This is a genomic window from Anaerolineales bacterium (assembly GCA_030583885.1).
In the GTDB taxonomy this organism is placed as follows: domain Bacteria; phylum Chloroflexota; class Anaerolineae; order Anaerolineales; family Villigracilaceae; genus Villigracilis.
In genome coordinates this window covers 1,656,623-1,673,184 of record CP129480.1, presented here as the reverse complement: position 1 = coordinate 1,673,184, position 16,562 = coordinate 1,656,623, and the positions used below count along the sequence as shown (strand labels likewise).

Sequence of the window (16,562 nt, the reverse complement as noted above, 5' to 3'; positions counted from 1 at the left end):
TATTTTAACCCATTATGGGCTTTTCCACAGATAGACAACCATATTCTGCTGCTCAAATAAAGCCGTGATGGCGCTATTGGTTGTAAAGACCTTTTCAGCATTCTGGGAAAGCATCGGATAAAAATCGGGGAAAGCAATCAGGTAATCTGCGCCTTTTTCATTAAGGAAGATCGCAATTCTTGCTTCATCACGAATAAAGGGGATGACTTCGGGCGAGATCAAACCTGCCAGGTCTATCAACTCATGATTGTCAAAATAGCCCAACGCACCGATGTCATGCGCCGCAATGACTGAATCTGGAGGCAGGTTATCGGCAACCCATTTTGCAGTGACGACCATTTCACTTTCGATGACACCCACATCCTGGGCATAGGAGCGCGCGCCGAGAAAGACAAACCCAAAAACAAGCATGGCAATACTGCCCCGCCAAAGAGTTTGTAATGCCCAATGATAACGAGAAAGCCTTCCGCTGCCGTCAAAGTCGGCAAATGCCAGCAACCCGAGGAGAAAAAATATCGGCATGGCTGGCATGATATAGCGCCCATGTTGATACACAGGAAGACGGGAGATGTACAACCACATGTATCCAAAACACCAGATACATGCTGCGAGACCGCCCCACATGCGCGCCTTGATGGCTTTGACCAGCCATCCAACAACACCGGGAATCAACACCAGGCTTGGACCAACCAGTAATTGCAAAAACATCTGCCCCAGGCGGGTGGTGATGGGGAGCGCCTGCCAAGCTGTATATTCCGCCTGCTTTGCATAAAAGGTATTCGGCATGGGTGTGCCGCCAATGGCAAGGTTGAACAATAAATATAAGCCAAAAAGCGATCCGAAGCCGATCAGATAACGCAGGATCGGGGTGACGCGCGAACGCGTATCCTGTCCGGTAAAAAGAATCGTCATCAGGACGGGACCGAGCAGAGTCAGGCCGTCTGGGCGGACCCAGGCGGATAGACCGGTAAGCAAGCCCAGGGTTAAGTAGCGAGGCGAGTTTGTCATCAACGAAACCAAAACCGTTGTGAGAAGCAATCCGTGAAGCAAGGTCTCCATGCCGGACATCGCCGCCCATGCAAGATGCCACTCAAAGGCAATGAATATTCCAATCCAGGGCAGGCGCGGACGATAGGTAGCGACCAGCCTGCGAACAGCATCTTCGCATAAAACCGCAAGGGCAAACAAGGTGATGATGCCGAGGAAATACGTCCAGATGTACGGCGAAAGGTTCATGAAAAAACCAACGGCAAGCAGGGTGGACCAGAGCGGTGCGGTTGAACCTGCCGATGGAATGCCGGAGCGGAACGCCCACTCGCCATTCATCGCAAGATTGCGCGCGTAGGTTTGATGGATCCATGAATCATCAAGCGGAAAGCCGATCGCATAGGTGAAACGGCTTGCCAGCAGATAGACCGAGGCAATCAACAGGACTGCCAGGGCAATGACGGTCAAATCGCGCCTTGAAATTTCACTGGATGTCGAGCTTGAAGATGTGTGTACCATTGACCTCGCCTAGAAAAATAAAATCAGGATTGCCCTGCGGGGTTTCCATTAAGCTTTTTATTTGCGGAAGCGCCGCGCTCGGTTCGAGCACGAGATACCCGGCTTCGAATTGACGCGCAACGGCACGGATCGCATCCAAGCCGCCATACGGAATCGCAACGGCGGAGCGGCCCGTTTCAAGGTAATACCCCGGCGCATTGGCAACGATGACGATATCCTTCTCTGCGATCCCATTTGCAAGCAGGAATTGTTCCGCGGCGGGATAATTCTCCTCGCCCTCGCCCCAACCCAAACTGAACAAGCGCAGCTGGACGACAAAAACCGTGAGGATCAGCGCGATCATGATCAGCGCGCTTCTAAATATGACCTTTGCCTGGTCGTTGCCCCAGTTGCGTTTCCTCAGGGACGCAAGGATCGCATCGAGACCCAGAGGCGCAAGAGTCCACCACATGGGTTGAAGCGCCGCCCCCGCGTGGAAGAATGCACCGCGCGCGCCGGCAAAGGGGAACAGAAACGTCATCACAAAGAATAAAATCAACCAGGCCAGGCCGGTAAGTTTGACGCGTTCATCCTTGCGATAATAGATGATGCCTGCAACGATGAATGGAAACAGGATGATGCCGCCATGCGCGGCAAACCCGCTTTGCAGGTTTGAACTGAGGGCCCACATCCTGTTTGAAATAATATTATCCCAGCCTGATTCGAGGAAGGCCTCCATGCGGAGTTCCTCAGGAGGATAGATGAACGTCTGGTCGTAATTTTCAAGCCACAAGGCGCGGCTTCCGCCGGGCGCCATGAGCGTGGCAAAGGTATTCAAGTTCCGCGCATACCAGGGGGCCATGATGATGAGAAAACCGAGGAGAGCAATGATCGAATTGCGCAGTGCATACGTCGCGATGCGCAGAAAGGAGTCTTTAGAAGCGCGCCAGAGCGTGAAGAGAAAGGTCATGCCAAGCCAGAGCAGACCATCGCTTCTTGAGAGGGAGAGCAATCCTGCCAGAACGCCAAGCACAAACCAATAGTGTGTACGGGTTGAATCTTCGACAAGTTTCGTGGCAAAAATGAAATACAAACCGCCGAAAAGCATGAAGAGACCGAAATTATCCGTCACACCGACAAAAGGCGCATGATAGATGGAAAAAACCGCCAGCAAAGCGGACAGGATCGCAAGGTCCCGTTTTTTGGAGAACATGAAGGCAAGCGCGGCAGTGACAGGTACAACCAGTGCTGCGATGATGATGAAAGGCAATCTGGCTGAAGCGTAATTGACCTGGCCCGTCAGCCACATGCCCAAGGCAGAGACGATGGAAGCGAGGGGCATCCAATAGGTGTGCGAGGGATGCGGCAGGGATGTTGTACCATCCAGATAATTCCACAAATACGGCTCTGTGAAACCTTTGCCTGTTACAAGCTGGATGCCGCCTGCAAAGTAATAATCTGAATCAAGGTAACCGGGGGCGGGCTGAAATTGCGCAATGATCGTCGGCAGAATCAAGCCGCATATGAATAGGACGAAGTATGTGCGAAATGGCATGGTCAAATCTATGTACGCGGCGCCAAGTCAACCCAGGTGCGAGGCGGGCGCAGCGCCCACCAGCGCATCCAGTATAAGCCCAGAAGGGTGAAGAGGGGAGCGAAGAGGAACATGATCCCATCGGTCACCTGGCCCAGGCGTGGCAGGACAAAAAAATACATGACCCAGGGGACAAGGAAGGCAGCCAATAGGAGCAGGGTCGTCAAACCATTTCCAATGCGCTGCCAGCGGTCATGAACGACGGCAAAGATGAAGGCCAGCGGAATCACCAGCACCGCGAGATTTTCCATTTCGGTGCGAAAACCGAGCATGGGCGCCGCAGCCAGCGAGAGACAGCATGCCCAATAAAATCTTCTGAACTCCGCATTGTGGGCGGTACTCCACTCGTAGCCGAGGAGGATCACCAGAATGCCGATGAATATCCAGGCAAGCGTCCCGCCCAGTGACGGGAAAATTTGGGAAAATGCCTCGTGGATCGTGAAGCCAAAGTCGGCGCGCAGGTTATTCATTCCGGCACGCAAATAAGGGATGAGCCAGTTTGGATAGAGGAGAAAGGATATGGCTAACAATATAATGGAAAGCATCCCGAAACCCGCATATACTCGTATACGTCCCTCCTTATAGATGCGCCACGCAACCAGAAACAAGAACGGTGCGCCGGCCTCCCAATAGAACAAAGAGACCGCCATCAATGCCCCGACGAGTTCATCCTGTTCGGCGCGCAGGGCAAGCAGGATGCCGGCGTAGATCAAGCCCAGCAGTAGAACGGGGCTTGCCTCCAGAATGGCTTGAACTGCGTAGAAATTGAATATACAAAACAGAAAAAATAAAACATATAGGAAACGCGGCACTTCCCAATCCGTCAGGCGCAGGCTGAAGTAGGCAAGCGCGAACAAAGCCAGTTCGAGGATCAAGGTAAATATCGCGCGGGCAAGCTGCGGGTCGGGAAGAAACGAGAGGGGGAAAAAGAGCAGGAGAATGTGAAAGGGCGTATCCAGAATGTAGGGCTCATCCCCCGCCTGCGCCGGGCCTTCATACATCAATTCCTGCACGCGCACAGGGACTTCCCCGCTGTACGGGTCGATCGAATCAAAAAGAAAAGCGCGCGCACCCACCCAATGGACGTAAAAATCGCCGCCACCCGTAAGCGAAAGGTTGGCAAAGACCAGCGCCGTCGAGACGACCAGGAACAGGATCGTGACAAGCGCAATGAATTGATAATCGCGCGGCGTAAGTGACTTGGACGGAGGCTGGAAGGTCATTTATTCGATCACAAACCGAAAGATGGGGCGCGTCGGTGCATTCCGCGCAACTTCCTTGAAGCCTGCTTTTACATATGCCGATGCCGTGCCGGTAAACAGGAATGGGGCGGGCTGGTTCGTCTTTGAATCCAGCGGGTACCCTTCCACAATTTTACCGCCATGCTTCTTCACATGTTTTATTGCGGCTTTCAGCAATTCAACCGCAATCCCCCGGCGGCGGTGATTCTTTTCGATAAAGAAACAGGTGACAGACCACACATCCTGATCGTCAACTGGTTTGAGGACGCGCGAATGAGCCAGTTTTGGATATTGACTGCGCGGCTCGACTGCCACCCAGCCGACGGGATATCCTTCGGAATAGGCGATCAAACCTGGAGCAATCTTCGCATCCACAATGGACTTTTGCATCTGCCTGTTCCCGTCGCCTTTGTTTTCATCGAAGGCCTTACCGCGCAGTTTCCAGAACATGCACCAGCATCCGCCGCAGGCACCGCGCTCGCCGAACAGAATCTCGAAATCGCGCCACAGCTTTTGTGTGAGCGGATGAAAGGAAAGGTCAAGTTCGTCAGAGCTCATGGGTGTCGGGGTTTGAAGGTTTGAGGTTGAAAGTTGCAGGTCAGTGCCCCTCAACCAAATGGTCACGGTCAATTGTACCTGATGTCCACTCCTTGAACTGGGAGAGCATGACCGCCACAAAGATCAACGCACAGCCAAAGATCTGGATCGCGATCAGCGTTTCATCCAGCAGCAGCCAACCCGCCAGCACCGCAAACACAGATTCGAGGCTCAATATCAACGCCGCATCGGCGGGAGGCGTATGCCGCTGCGCCCAGACTTGCAGTGTGTAACACAGCCCGAGCGAGAACAGGGCCGTGTAGGCGATGGCAAACATCAGTTGCGGATCGTACGGCATCATCGGCTCGACGACCACACCGACGCAGAGGTTCAGCAGTCCGCACACGATCAATTGACCGACCGAAAAGGACATCGCCTCGAATTTGGATGCGTATTTTCCCAGAATAATGACGTGGAACGTCCAGAACAATGCGCCGATCAGTTCGAGTGCGTCGCCGAGGTGAAGTTCAAACTTCCCACCCGTGGACAGGAGAAATGCGCCCGTGCCTGCCAGCCCCACCGCGACGATGGACATCCAATGCGGCTTTTCGCCCCAGAACAGGAACAACGCAATCGGTACCAGCACCACGTACAAACTTGTGATGAAACCCGCGTTGCCCGCCGTGGTGTAGACCATGCCCGCCTGCTGGAACGCGCTCCCCAAAAAGAGGAAGAAGCCCGCCACGAACATCCATGTGTATTGCTCGCGCGGCATGTGGGTCCGGCTTGCAGCCTGGCTTGCGTCATTAACCGTCTGCAATGACCGCCACGCAAACGGCATAACGACCAGCGCGGCAAGCAGGTAGCGCGCCCCGTTGAATTGATAGACGCTGCCCATCTGTCCCGCCACGCGCTGGGCAACGAAGGCGGAGCCCCAGATGATGGAGACGAGCAGGAGGGTCAGGTCGGCTTTGATGCGCATGGGAGAATGGTTCCAAGGGTCGGATGACAGGTTGGGGATGCGGCGGGTAGATTTTACTGTAAAACGCCAACCCATTTGGAAACTTGTGGCACGCAATCCCATGGGGTCTTATCGATGTAAAGTTTGATATACTGCAAAAATGGTCATCAAGTTCGAAGGCAAAATTTTCCACTGGCGCGGTCCCGCTCCCTATCTCTTCGTCGCCGTTCCAGCAGAGCAGAGCCAGGAAATAAAAGCAGTATCAGGATTGGTGACGTATGGTTGGGGAGTGATTCCCGTCCACGTGCGCGTCGGCAAAACCGAGTGGAAAACGTCCCTCTTCCCCAAAGATGGCAGTTACCTTGTACCCATCCGAATGAGTGCCCAAAAAGCGGAGAATCTCAAAGAGGGCGACAATGTGACAATACAGCTTGAAATTCGTTTATAAGCGCCAAGTCCCACACAGTACAGCAGCTGCCAGCAATATCAAGGCGGTTGCTTTTTATTTCCATCATCACGGGTGATACAATTGCCCAACTACCTGTTATGCACAGCCCTGAAACCATCGCCAATGAAAAAGAAGAGCTCAAACATGCCGTCCAGAACGCGCGCCCGTTCAAGCCGCTGTATGTCAAGTTCAAGGTGTTTTACGGCTGCAACCTGAAATGTGAGATGTGCAATCATTGGCGCGAGACGCGCGAGCCGCCCGTCAGCGCGGAGAGGTTCAAGGAAGTCATCAGCGAACTGGCGGAGATGGGCACGCAGAAAATCCACATCTCAGGAGGCGAACCGATGTTGCGTCCGCACATCCCTGAGTTTGTGGAACTGGCGGCATCGCTCGACATCAAAGTCACCATGACGACCAACGGCACGCTCATCACCAAGGAAAAAGCCAAGCGGCTGGTGGAGGCGGGTCTGCGCGGGGTGAATGTCTCCATTGATTCCCCCATCCGCAAGATGCACGAAAAAATTCGCGGCGTGGAAGGCGCGTTCAAAGCCACTGTCAAAGCCGTGGAATTCTTCCGCCGTTACAAGCACAAAGGCAAGCTGGCCATCCGCATCAACACCGTGGTCAGCCGCACAAATTACGAGACACTTGCCAGCCTCCCTGACATCGCCCATCAACTCGGCGCAGACGGCATCAACTTGATTCCCGTGGATGACCATTGCGGCGAGATCCTGTCCATGCGCAAGAAGGACATCGCCAAGTTCAACGTAGAGATCGCGCCACGTATCGCAGAACGCGCGCTCGAACTGGGGCTGATCGTTTCAGATGAAGATGCGTTCCCCTTTGGCAGGGGCGAGTCCGAGGTTCGTTTGGGACGCGCCGGCAGGTACGCCTTCGGCTATTATGAAAAACATCCCTGCTACGCGCCGTGGACGCACAGTCTCATTGACTTCAATGGCAATGTCTATGTCTGCTGTATGACACGCGAAAAAATCCCCCCGCTTGGCAATATCATCCATCAATCGTTCAGGGAAATTTGGGACGGCTCGGCATATCGTCAGGTGCGCTTGAAGATGCATCCACCGTCACTCAAGCCGTGTCAGCGCTGTGATGATTTTATTGATGAGAACAAAAGAATCTGGGAGATGATTGGACCATATTAATGTCGTTGCGAGGGGCCGCTTTGCGGCGACGAAGCAGACTCTATATCATGAGATTGCTGCGCACCTGGTTTCGATACGACCATCCTTAACTACTCAACCAACGGCGCCCGCAACAGCATGTTAACTTAGATCAGAAAACATATCCCCGCTGTTCTCATCGTCCCAGGCGCTGGCACGCCCAAATGTATCCAGGTCGCCAGGCGTGAACAGCGCAGCAGCGATCGGCAGCGCCACGGGCATCTCAAGTCCCTGCTGACAGGCCAGGCATACACGCCCCTGTTGAGCCGCATTCGTGTGTTCATCACAAAAACCGCGCCCGCATTTCACGCACGACCCCAGCGATGGGTTATCGCACTGATGCGGCACAAGATAACCGATTATCATTTCACATTGTTCAGCCATTGAGACACCTCTATGAAAATCGCCTTGCTTAGCGAAAAGTATACACCAGACCTCGGCGGTCTTGCAATCTCAACAGGACGATTGGGGGAGCTGCTCGCCTCGGCCGGACATGACATCCGCCTCTTCATCCCAACCTCCACCCTGCCAGCCACCCTCCAGCAGACTCAACCTTCAAGCGGAGTCCACCTCACACGCTTTGGCGCACACAAACGCGTGGACGATACACTTGTGGATTGGTTCGAACTCATTGTTGAAGAACACAAACGCGAGCCGTTCGATGTGATCCATGCGTATTTTCTTCCGCAAGCGGGATTCGTCGGCACCTATTCGGGGAAGTATTTGGGTGTTCCCAGCGTCGTATCCATCCGTGGCAATGACATTGAGCGCGCCGCATTTGACCCGTCCAAATTCTCGCATGTAATGTATGCACTTCAAAATGCGGAGGCAGTGACAACAAATGCCAACGAACTGGCGAAGAAGGCAAAAGCGTTCGTTGATAGAGACGTGCAGTTGATTCCAAACGGGATTGATGTTGAGCGATTCAAACCAATGGAGCGACACCTGCTTTTAGGCGAGTCGCTCGGCATGCCAACGCCGTGGACCTTTGTCCACGGCTATTCCTATGCAGCCCCTTCGGGGCTTGAGGGCTCTTCAGCACCCTTCGTATATCAGCACGACGGTTCATCGTCGGGCGTGCCCGTAATCGGCTTCGTTGGCGAACTGCGCGAAAAGAAGGGACTGGCTACCCTCTTATCTGGCTATGCGCAGGTCAATAAAAAACGACCCGTCACGTTCTTAATCGTCGGGCAGGTAAGAGCTGGAGCGGATGAGCAAGCCCTGGCGGAGTTCCGAAGCGCGAATCCCGATGGTCGAATCATCATCACAGGACATGTCCCCCATAAGTATCTGCCTGCCTACTACTCGCTGATTGACGTCTTCGTTCACCCTTCATTACGAGACGGAATGCCCAACGCCCTGCTGGAAGCGATGGCATGTGAAAAACCTGTCATTGCCACGCCCGTCGGCGGTGCAGTGGATGTGATTCGAGATGGAAAGAATGGTATCTTTATAAACGTCAATGATGCAAATACACTGGCAGGGAACATTCTGGATTTGTTAGATGATCCTGAGAAGCGTGCCGCACTCGGCAAAAACGCGAGAGAATCCATCATGAACAGGTTTACGCCAGAGAAGGAATTGCGGGCTAATTTGGATGTGTATCGAACGATTGGAGTGAAGGTTTAACTCAAGAAGGAGGTGCAGGTGGCATACTACCTTGTCACTGCCAAGCCAATTCCGTCAAAAATGAAGGCCTTGCGGGCATGGCTGGATTCAAGCGAGATTCGCGCCATGCGTCCGTTCGGACAGGCGCTGCACATGGGGCTGGATCATGCGCGCTGGCAATCCAAAGGCGTGGCGATCTGGGAGGAGGAGGATTACTGCGTCCCGCCGCTGGCGCAGGAGCGCGCCGCCGTGCTGGATGCGTACTTCACCGACTTGCAGATTCAGCCCGTGAAGAAGGATGAAGGGTGGAAACAAATTGAACGATTGAAGAAAATATGGGAACCTCAATGACCACATTATTTGACAGTACATCCACCGTTAAATCCGAATTGAACAAACAAAAATACATCGCATCCGCCGAGATCGCGACCATCGTCTACCTCGCACAAAAACTGGGCAAGTCGCTTCTGGCGGAGGGTCCTGCGGGCGTGGGCAAGACGGAACTGGCAAAAGCCATCGCAGGTGCGACCGGACGGGAATTGATCCGTCTGCAATGCTATGAGGGCCTGGACGAGTCGAAGGCGTTGTATGAGTGGGAATATTCCAAACAGTTGCTGTACACACAGTTATTGCGCGACAAATTGAACGACACGCTCGGCAAAGCCGGGTCGCTCGCTGAAGCCGCAGACAAATTGGCAAAAGAGGAGGACGTCTTTTTCTCCGAACGGTTTTTGTTGCAACGTCCGTTATTGAAGGCGATTTTAAGCGAAAAGCCGACGGTGCTATTGATCGACGAAATCGACCGTGCGGATGCCGAATTTGAAGCATTCCTGCTCGAAGTTTTGAGTGACTTTCAAATATCCGTACCCGAATTGGGGACACTGACAGCGAAGCATAAACCTTTCGTGATCCTCACATCCAACAACACGCGCGAACTCTCCGAGGCGTTGAAACGGCGTTGTTTGTATCTTTTCATTGACTATCCAACTTTGCAGGCAGAGCTTGCTGTCGTGCATTTGAAGGTCCCCGACTTGAATCCCAAACTGGCACAGCAAGCCGTGGAATTCGTACAGCGCCTCCGCAAAGCGGACATGCGCAAATCCCCGTCCATCAGCGAAACTCTGGATTGGGCGAATGCGCTCGTGGCGTTGAACGCGTCCCAGTTGGATAAGGATGTGCTGGAAGATACGCTATCCGTCCTGCTGAAACACGAAGCGGATCTGCAGAAGGCAAAGCGGCAGTTGATAAATCCACCGCAGCAGCCGAGGCAGAGACCACCCGCGGATGATTTTGGCCGGTTCTCCGGAAACTAGCTCCGGGCGTAAGGCCACCTAGCGATGAGCGGCGGGTGTCAGGGGATTCTTAAGATTTAAATTTCAAACGATTCTGGAAAATCGGCACTTATTAAGGATCATTTTGCGTTCCTGTCATAAAACATGCTTGGCCATCCCCGCTAAAATGGGTTTATACTACGCCAACGTCCATGCAAGCCGGCAGCTGGATCGTGCCAATGCACCCGAAAGAGCGCAAGTTTCATCCATCTCCTGGACACTTCCAATGCACACAAACGAGTTGCAAATGACAAATGCAGACAAGACCAGAATAGAATGGGTCGATGTGTTTAGGTTTTTCGGAATATGGGCCATTTATGTTGGTCATTTTGGCACCGCCGCCGGCAAGGCCTTTCCATTCGTTTTTACCTATCACGTACCAATGTTTTTCTTTGCCGCAGGCTTTTTTTCATCCAGGTATTCCAGGGAGACCCCTTTCAACTTCATCAAAAAAAAGACCTTGCAGCTCATGGTGCCCTATGCGGTTTTTAGCATCATTGCATTAATTGTCTTTACCATCCAAAACAACTGGGGTGTTGCGGAGGCAAGGGACGCCGCCATGTCCTTTGTGTTTGGCATACGGAATCAGGTGCTCGCAGGTTCGTTATGGTTTCTTCCCTGCCTGTACCTGGTGATTATCATTGACTATTTTGTCCTTAAAGTTTTCAAACTGCCCGTCTTTTCATTGGCGGTTTCCATCGGCACATTTATCGCGACCCTAACCCTTCTACCCAACAACCCCGCGCAAGACCCGTCCTGGTTCCTGAATTTGGACAGTGCGCTTTTTTATTATATTTACTATTCCCTTGGGCGTATTTTTTTTCCTCTTCTACACAGTGAACGGACTTCATTAAAAAGCCGCCTGCTGGAAAGCCCATTGATCGTTGCGACCTTTGCAATGACCGCCATTATTTATTTAACCGGTTCTGACTGGCTTTTCCATAAGATCGTTCTGCAATTTCCCGCCATCCCTGCATTCGGGCTTCCGTATGAAGTTTTTAATGTCCTCATGGCATTGATATTGATCTATTTCAACGTGCTTGCCGCAAAACTATTTGCGCGCGTTCTGTTTTTCGGAGAATTGGGGCGGGAAACGCTCGCCTTTTGTGGAACCGAAGATGTGACAAAATCCATTCTCACGCAATTGCTGGAAATGCTTCGCCTAAAGGTCGACCTCATCAACCCGTTTATAACCATTGCTTTTTCCCTGATATGCCTGGTGGTTTCCAAACATACCTTGATAAAGTTTTTCAACACCCATTTCCCACAGGCGGTTGGGAAACTGAGGCCGGCGGACGAAAAAACGCAAGCCGCCGGCGGGCAGCAGCGTCAAAACCGGACGGAGCCTGCCGAAATCAACTAAAAACACCCCAACACAAAAGGTTCTGGAAGAGCCTTTTGTGTCGAACGATGATTCATTCATGAACCTTCAAACTGATACAACAAAACCCCTGCGGCAACGGACAGGTTGAGCGAACTGCCGCGTCCCTGCATGGGCAGGGAGACGGTCACGTCACAGGCGGCGGATTGTTCGGGAGAGAGTCCCTTTTGCTCATTGCCCAATAATAATATCCATGGAGGTTGAGGGATGATTGCCCGATAAGCCACTTCCGCTTTGGCGGAGGTGGCGATGAGCTGCATGGTCTCCCCGCGCGCCCACTCGATAAACGTATCGAATGAAGTCTGCACGACGGGCTTCCAAAACAGAGTCCCCATGCTGGCACGGACGACGGTGGGATGATACGGTTCCACGCCGCCATCGAGCAGGAAGAGCGCATCGCCATTGACCGCATCCATGGTACGCAGGATGGTGCCGACGTTGCCGGGGTCCTGCGGGGAGACGAGCGCAACCGCGCGGGCAACGGATTGCAAGTCTGCGAAAGTAAATTTTTTCTGCCGCACCACTGCAAGGATGCCCTGCGGGTTGTCCTTGTCAGCCAATGATTCCATTACCTGGGCAGAGACAGCCTGGGGCTTAATGGCGAAGCGGTTGATCAAAGCGTGCGCAAAGGGACTGGTCAACACCCCCGAGGCGTACAGGATCGTTTCGATGTCCCAACCCGCCTCCACCGCCTCGCCCACATGATGGATCCCCTCGACGAGAAAAGTTCCCTTTTCGTTGCGCGTCCTTTTTTGGCGGAGCGCGCGCACCTTCTTGATGAGCGGATTGGACGTGCTGGTGATGATGTTCATGCGGGGAATTGTATCCGAATTCCTGTAGTATCATCGGTTGAACAGGAGCAGCCATGTCAACCATGACCGAGCAAGCCACACAAAAACCCTACTGGAATTACGCGCTCTGGCTGGCGATTTTTACGATCCTTTACAACATTGTGGAAGGGTTGGTTTCGATCGGATTCGGCCTGAGCGATGAGTCGCTGGCGCTCTTCGGCTTCGGTGTGGATTCGTTCATCGAGGTCATGTCGGGAGTCGGGATCTTGGTGATGGTCCACCGCATCCGGCGCAACCCGAATTCCTCGCGCACACCGTTCGAAGTGACGGCACTGCGCGTGACCGGCACGGCGTTTTACATCCTGGTTGCCGGGCTGGGGGTGACAGCCGTATACAACATCGCCACAAACCATAAACCCGAGACAACCCTGCCGGGCTTGATCATTTCGATCCTTTCGATCGCGGTCATGTGGGCATTGGTGGCAGGCAAACGCAGAGTGGGACACGCGCTCCATTCCATACCCATCCTTGCCGACGCGAACTGCACAATGGTTTGTGTTTATATGTCCGTGGTATTGCTGGCATCGAGTTTCATCTACGAACTGACAGGCATCGGCTTCGTGGACAGCCTCGGCGCGATCGGGTTGATCTATTTTTCAACGAAGGAAGGGCGGGAGGCCTTCGAAAAAGCCAGGGGACTGGAATGTGCCTGCGATGATGAAGACCGTCACTAGTATATAATTACCGTATGAAATACCTTCGCTGGCTGGCGTTCGTGCTGATTCTTTTTTTATCGGCGTGCCAGCCAAACAGCATGTCCATCACCATCCTTGACGGCGAAACCATCCTGCGCGTCAATACCAGCGAGCGCGTCCCGCTGGTCATCCTGGCCGATGCAGGTATCGTGCCGGGTGCAAAGGACCGCGTCATCGTCAACGGCGTTCCCCATGCGCTGGATCAGCCCATCACCGTAGGCGGCGCAGTCCACTTGCAATTGCGCCGCGCGGTGCCGTTCACCCTCGTCACGCCCCTCGGAGAGCAAGGGATTTATTCCTCCGCCTTGACGGTCGGGGAGGCCTTGAGCGAGGAGGGCGCCCTGCTCGGCAAAAATGACCATGTCAACCCGCCTCTCGATTTCCCGCTGATCGACTCAATCATCGTGACCTATGCCCCCGCCCGGGATCTGTTCGTGACGGTTGACGGCCATGCGATGCGCATCCGCTCTGCCGCAGGGACGGTTGGTGGGGCGCTTGCAGAGGCTGGGATTCCGCTGACGGGTCTCGATATCAGCCGTCCTGCAGAGAACGAGGCACTGCCCGCCGATGGACAGATCCAGGTCACACGGGTCCGGGAATCCATCAGCATCGAGTTGGAACCGATCCCATTCTCCACTGAAACGCGAGAGTCTCCCGACATCCCATTTGGGCAGGATGAGATCATCCAGCCCGGCGTGGAGGGCGTGGCAATGGTTCGCACGCGCATCCGCTACGAAAATGGCGCGGAGGTCAGCCGCGAAGTAGAGTCGGAAGGCGTGCTTCGAGAACCGCAAACCCGCATTGTGGCAAACGGCTCAAAGATTGTGCTTTCACCGCTGGGCGGCGGTTCCCCGCAGGAATACTGGCACGCCACGGAAATGTACGCCACATGGTATTCGCCCTGCAACTCCGGTATCAACGGCTGTTCGTACGGAACGGCCAGCGGCGCGCGCGCCGGTTATGGTATTGTGGCCGTGGATTATTCGATCTATTCCTATCTGGGTGGGATGCGGGTGTACATCCCCGGCTATGGACTTGCCACCATCGGCGACACCGGCGGCGGACCGATCATCGAAACGGCGCTCGGCGTGCCGCGCACCAAATGGATCGACCTCGGGTACGACGACAACAACATCGGCGGGCTTTCCGGCTGGGTGACGGTATACTTCCTTGCGCCGGCGCCGGCGGAAATCCCTTACTTCTTAAAATGACACCTTTCCAAAAAACAATCATCGCCGTTCTTACCGTTATCGCCTCGGCCGTCCTGCTGGCGGCCGGAATTAACCTTCTGCAAACCTACCGCGCCTTTGCCGCCCAGCCGCTTGGACCCGGGCTTCCGGCCGCCGCACAAACCCTGCCGCCCACCTGGACGGCTTCACCCGGTCCCTTGCCCACTTCAGCAGGGGTGGTCACGCTTGCGCCAACGGTTTCCTTTGCCACCAGCACACCGCAGGCAAAATGCGGCGGCCCTGACCTCATGAATATCCTTGTCATCGGCGCGGACACACGCGGCGACAACTACACCTACGGGCTGGCAGACGCCATCCGCATCCTGCGAGTCGATTTTGTAACGCCCAAGGTCACCGTGCTTGAATTCCCCCGCGATCTATGGGTGGAGATCCCGCACATTGCCGATAACCTGAACGGACAGGACCACGAAAAACTCAATCAGGCCTATTTATACGGTCAGCCGGGCTTCAAATACTGGGACGACCCCAGCGGAGGTTCGGGCCTGCTCGCGCTCACCCTCAACCTCAATTTCGGCATTCAAGTGGATCATTACGTCACCGTCAACATGCGCACCTTCGTGAACATCGTCGATGCACTCGGCGGAATCGACATCAACATCCCCGATAAACAGACCGCGCGCAGTATGGACCTGCCCGTCGGGGATAACCACCTGGACGGCGACCAGACCCTCAAAGTGGTCCGCAACCGCGACGGCGGAACCTTTGAACGTGCCGACAATCAAAACCTGGTGGTGTGCGCCCTGCGAAAAAAGGTCACCAGCCCACGGGTTGTCACGCAGATCCCTCAATTGATCGAATCGTTTAAGGACAACATCCGCACCGATTTCACACCGGAACAGCTCAGTCAGCTGGCATGCCTCGGCACACAAATGCCGCCGCAAAACATCGCCTTTGCGAGTTTCCCGCAGGAACTCTTCAGGCAAACCCGCATCTATGACCCCGTCTTCGATAAACGCATCTCCATCGTGGATGCCGACTTCACCATCCTGCGCGAGTATGTCACGCAGTTTCAAAACGGCATCTGGCCCCCGCCGCCTGCCGCCGGCCGGCCGGCCGATGAAGAAGTAGACCCCGTCTCTGTTTGCGAATGAATTCAGCTCCCATTCCTCCCCTCAATGCCTCCGCGCTGCTTAAACGATTTGGTCTGCGCGCCGATAAACGCCTCGGGCAGAATTTTTTGCAGGATGAATCGGCGCTGGAAAGGATCGCCGCCGCTGCGGAAATTCAAGGGGATGACTGTGTCCTTGAGATCGGACCCGGCCTTGGCAGTCTCACCCGTTATCTGGCTGTCTCTGCCAAAAAGGTGACAGCGGTCGAACTGGACCGCGACCTGCTCATTCCATTGCAGGCAGTTCTCCAGCCTTATCAGAATGTGCGCGTGGTGCATGGCGATATTCTCAAGCTGTCCATTGCGGAATTAATTGACCAGCCGAATTACATCGTCGCGGCGAATATTCCCTATAACATCACTTCTGCAATCATTCGTCACCTGCTCGAAAACCTCCCGAAACCGCGCCGCGTGGTGTTGACCATCCAAAAGGAAGTGGCGGAACGCATCTGTGCCCAGCCCGGGGACTTGAGTCTGCTGGCGTTGAGCGTGCAGGTCTACGGTCAGCCCCGCATCGCAGGAAGAATCCCCGCTGCCGCCTTCCACCCCGCGCCGAAAGTGGATTCCGCCATCCTGCGCATCGACATCTACGAAGAACCTCTCATCTCAAAGGAATTGGTGGATACCTTCTTCAAACTCACCAAAGCGGGTTTTGGACAAAAGCGCAAGACATTGCGCAACTCGCTTTCATCGGGATTGCACATTTCCCCGCAGAACACAGAATCCCTGCTCACTTCGGCAGGGATCGATCCCATGCGGCGGGCGGAGACGCTTTCCATCGACGAGTGGAAAGGACTGTGCGAGAAGCGGTAATTTGTTGGCTTAACCCGAAAGTTACCTGGCGTAACCCGGATGTTTGCTGCTGAAAAACAGGCCGCCGTCCATTTTTCG

The 16,562-nt window shown here is 54.3% G+C and carries 17 protein-coding genes; 10 read left to right on the top strand and 7 right to left on the bottom strand.

The genetic code is table 11. The features are described from left to right. Positions 1-12 precede the first annotated feature (12 nt). Genes QY332_08365 through QY332_08345 form a run of 5 tightly spaced genes read right to left on the bottom strand, consistent with a single transcriptional unit; the run spans position 13 to position 5,839 of the window. Entirely contained in the window at positions 13-1,506 is a 1,494-nt protein-coding gene (locus tag QY332_08365) for a hypothetical protein (GenBank protein ID WKZ37942.1), read from the bottom strand. Continuing rightward, entirely contained in the window at positions 1,472-3,040 is a 1,569-nt protein-coding gene (locus tag QY332_08360; protein ID WKZ37941.1) for a hypothetical protein, read from the bottom strand. The genes QY332_08365 and QY332_08360 overlap by 35 nt, the downstream gene beginning before the upstream one ends. Before the next feature lie 8 nt (positions 3,041-3,048). Beyond that, a complete protein-coding gene (locus QY332_08355; protein ID WKZ37940.1) occupies positions 3,049-4,302 on the bottom strand; it encodes a hypothetical protein in 1,254 nt (417 codons plus the stop codon). Continuing rightward, complete coding sequence (locus QY332_08350) at positions 4,303-4,878, bottom strand: GNAT family N-acetyltransferase (GenBank protein WKZ37939.1); 576 nt, start codon at positions 4,876-4,878, stop codon at positions 4,303-4,305. A gap of 40 nt (positions 4,879-4,918) precedes the next feature. Next, positions 4,919-5,839 (bottom strand): DMT family transporter, encoded by a 921-nt coding sequence (locus QY332_08345; protein WKZ37938.1) that lies wholly within the window; start codon positions 5,837-5,839, stop codon positions 4,919-4,921. A 139-nt stretch (positions 5,840-5,978) separates the two neighbouring features. On the opposite strand from QY332_08345, the gene QY332_08340 reads away from it, so the two are divergent. Both QY332_08340 and QY332_08335 read left to right on the top strand, forming a co-directional pair. After that, positions 5,979-6,266, top strand: coding sequence for a DUF1905 domain-containing protein (locus tag QY332_08340; GenBank protein ID WKZ37937.1), 288 nt, complete (start codon positions 5,979-5,981; stop codon positions 6,264-6,266). A gap of 47 nt (positions 6,267-6,313) precedes the next feature. Further along, entirely contained in the window at positions 6,314-7,429 is a 1,116-nt protein-coding gene (locus QY332_08335) for a radical SAM protein (GenBank protein ID WKZ37936.1), read from the top strand. Positions 7,430-7,549: 120 nt separating this feature from the next. Here QY332_08335 and QY332_08330 read toward each other — a convergent pair whose 3' ends face one another. Beyond that, complete coding sequence (locus QY332_08330; protein ID WKZ37935.1) at positions 7,550-7,831, bottom strand: hypothetical protein; 282 nt, start codon at positions 7,829-7,831, stop codon at positions 7,550-7,552. 12 nt (positions 7,832-7,843) lie between these two features. Here QY332_08330 and QY332_08325 point away from each other — a divergent pair, with 12 nt between their 5' ends. From QY332_08325 to QY332_08310, 4 genes are all read left to right on the top strand, one after another. Beyond that, the gene (locus QY332_08325; protein WKZ37934.1) at positions 7,844-9,076 is read left to right on the top strand and encodes a glycosyltransferase family 4 protein; all 1,233 of its coding nucleotides are present in this window, start codon (positions 7,844-7,846) and stop codon (positions 9,074-9,076) included. Positions 9,077-9,094: 18 nt separating this feature from the next. Then, positions 9,095-9,406, top strand: coding sequence for a hypothetical protein (locus QY332_08320; protein WKZ37933.1), 312 nt, complete (start codon positions 9,095-9,097; stop codon positions 9,404-9,406). Then, entirely contained in the window at positions 9,403-10,368 is a 966-nt protein-coding gene (locus QY332_08315; GenBank protein WKZ37932.1) for a MoxR family ATPase, read from the top strand. Before QY332_08320 ends, QY332_08315 begins: the two co-directional genes overlap by 4 nt. A gap of 265 nt (positions 10,369-10,633) precedes the next feature. After that, positions 10,634-11,749 (top strand): acyltransferase family protein, encoded by a 1,116-nt coding sequence (locus QY332_08310; GenBank protein WKZ37931.1) that lies wholly within the window; start codon positions 10,634-10,636, stop codon positions 11,747-11,749. A 56-nt stretch (positions 11,750-11,805) separates the two neighbouring features. Here QY332_08310 and QY332_08305 read toward each other — a convergent pair whose 3' ends face one another. Further along, positions 11,806-12,579, bottom strand: coding sequence for an RNA methyltransferase (locus tag QY332_08305; protein ID WKZ37930.1), 774 nt, complete (start codon positions 12,577-12,579; stop codon positions 11,806-11,808). A 53-nt stretch (positions 12,580-12,632) separates the two neighbouring features. Between QY332_08305 and QY332_08300 the strand changes: the two genes are divergently transcribed. The 4 genes from QY332_08300 to rsmA are packed head-to-tail and all read left to right on the top strand — an operon-like array spanning position 12,633 to position 16,484. After that, positions 12,633-13,292, top strand: a complete 660-nt coding sequence (locus QY332_08300) for a cation transporter (protein ID WKZ37929.1) — start codon at positions 12,633-12,635, stop codon at positions 13,290-13,292. 14 nt (positions 13,293-13,306) lie between these two features. Then, positions 13,307-14,524, top strand: coding sequence for a G5 domain-containing protein (locus tag QY332_08295; GenBank protein ID WKZ37928.1), 1,218 nt, complete (start codon positions 13,307-13,309; stop codon positions 14,522-14,524). Continuing rightward, entirely contained in the window at positions 14,521-15,654 is a 1,134-nt protein-coding gene (locus QY332_08290; protein WKZ37927.1) for an LCP family protein, read from the top strand. Before QY332_08295 ends, QY332_08290 begins: the two co-directional genes overlap by 4 nt. Further along, positions 15,651-16,484, top strand: a complete 834-nt coding sequence (gene rsmA, locus QY332_08285) for a 16S rRNA (adenine(1518)-N(6)/adenine(1519)-N(6))-dimethyltransferase RsmA (GenBank protein ID WKZ37926.1) — start codon at positions 15,651-15,653, stop codon at positions 16,482-16,484. The genes QY332_08290 and rsmA overlap by 4 nt, the downstream gene beginning before the upstream one ends. The last annotated feature ends 78 nt before the right edge of the window (positions 16,485-16,562 follow it).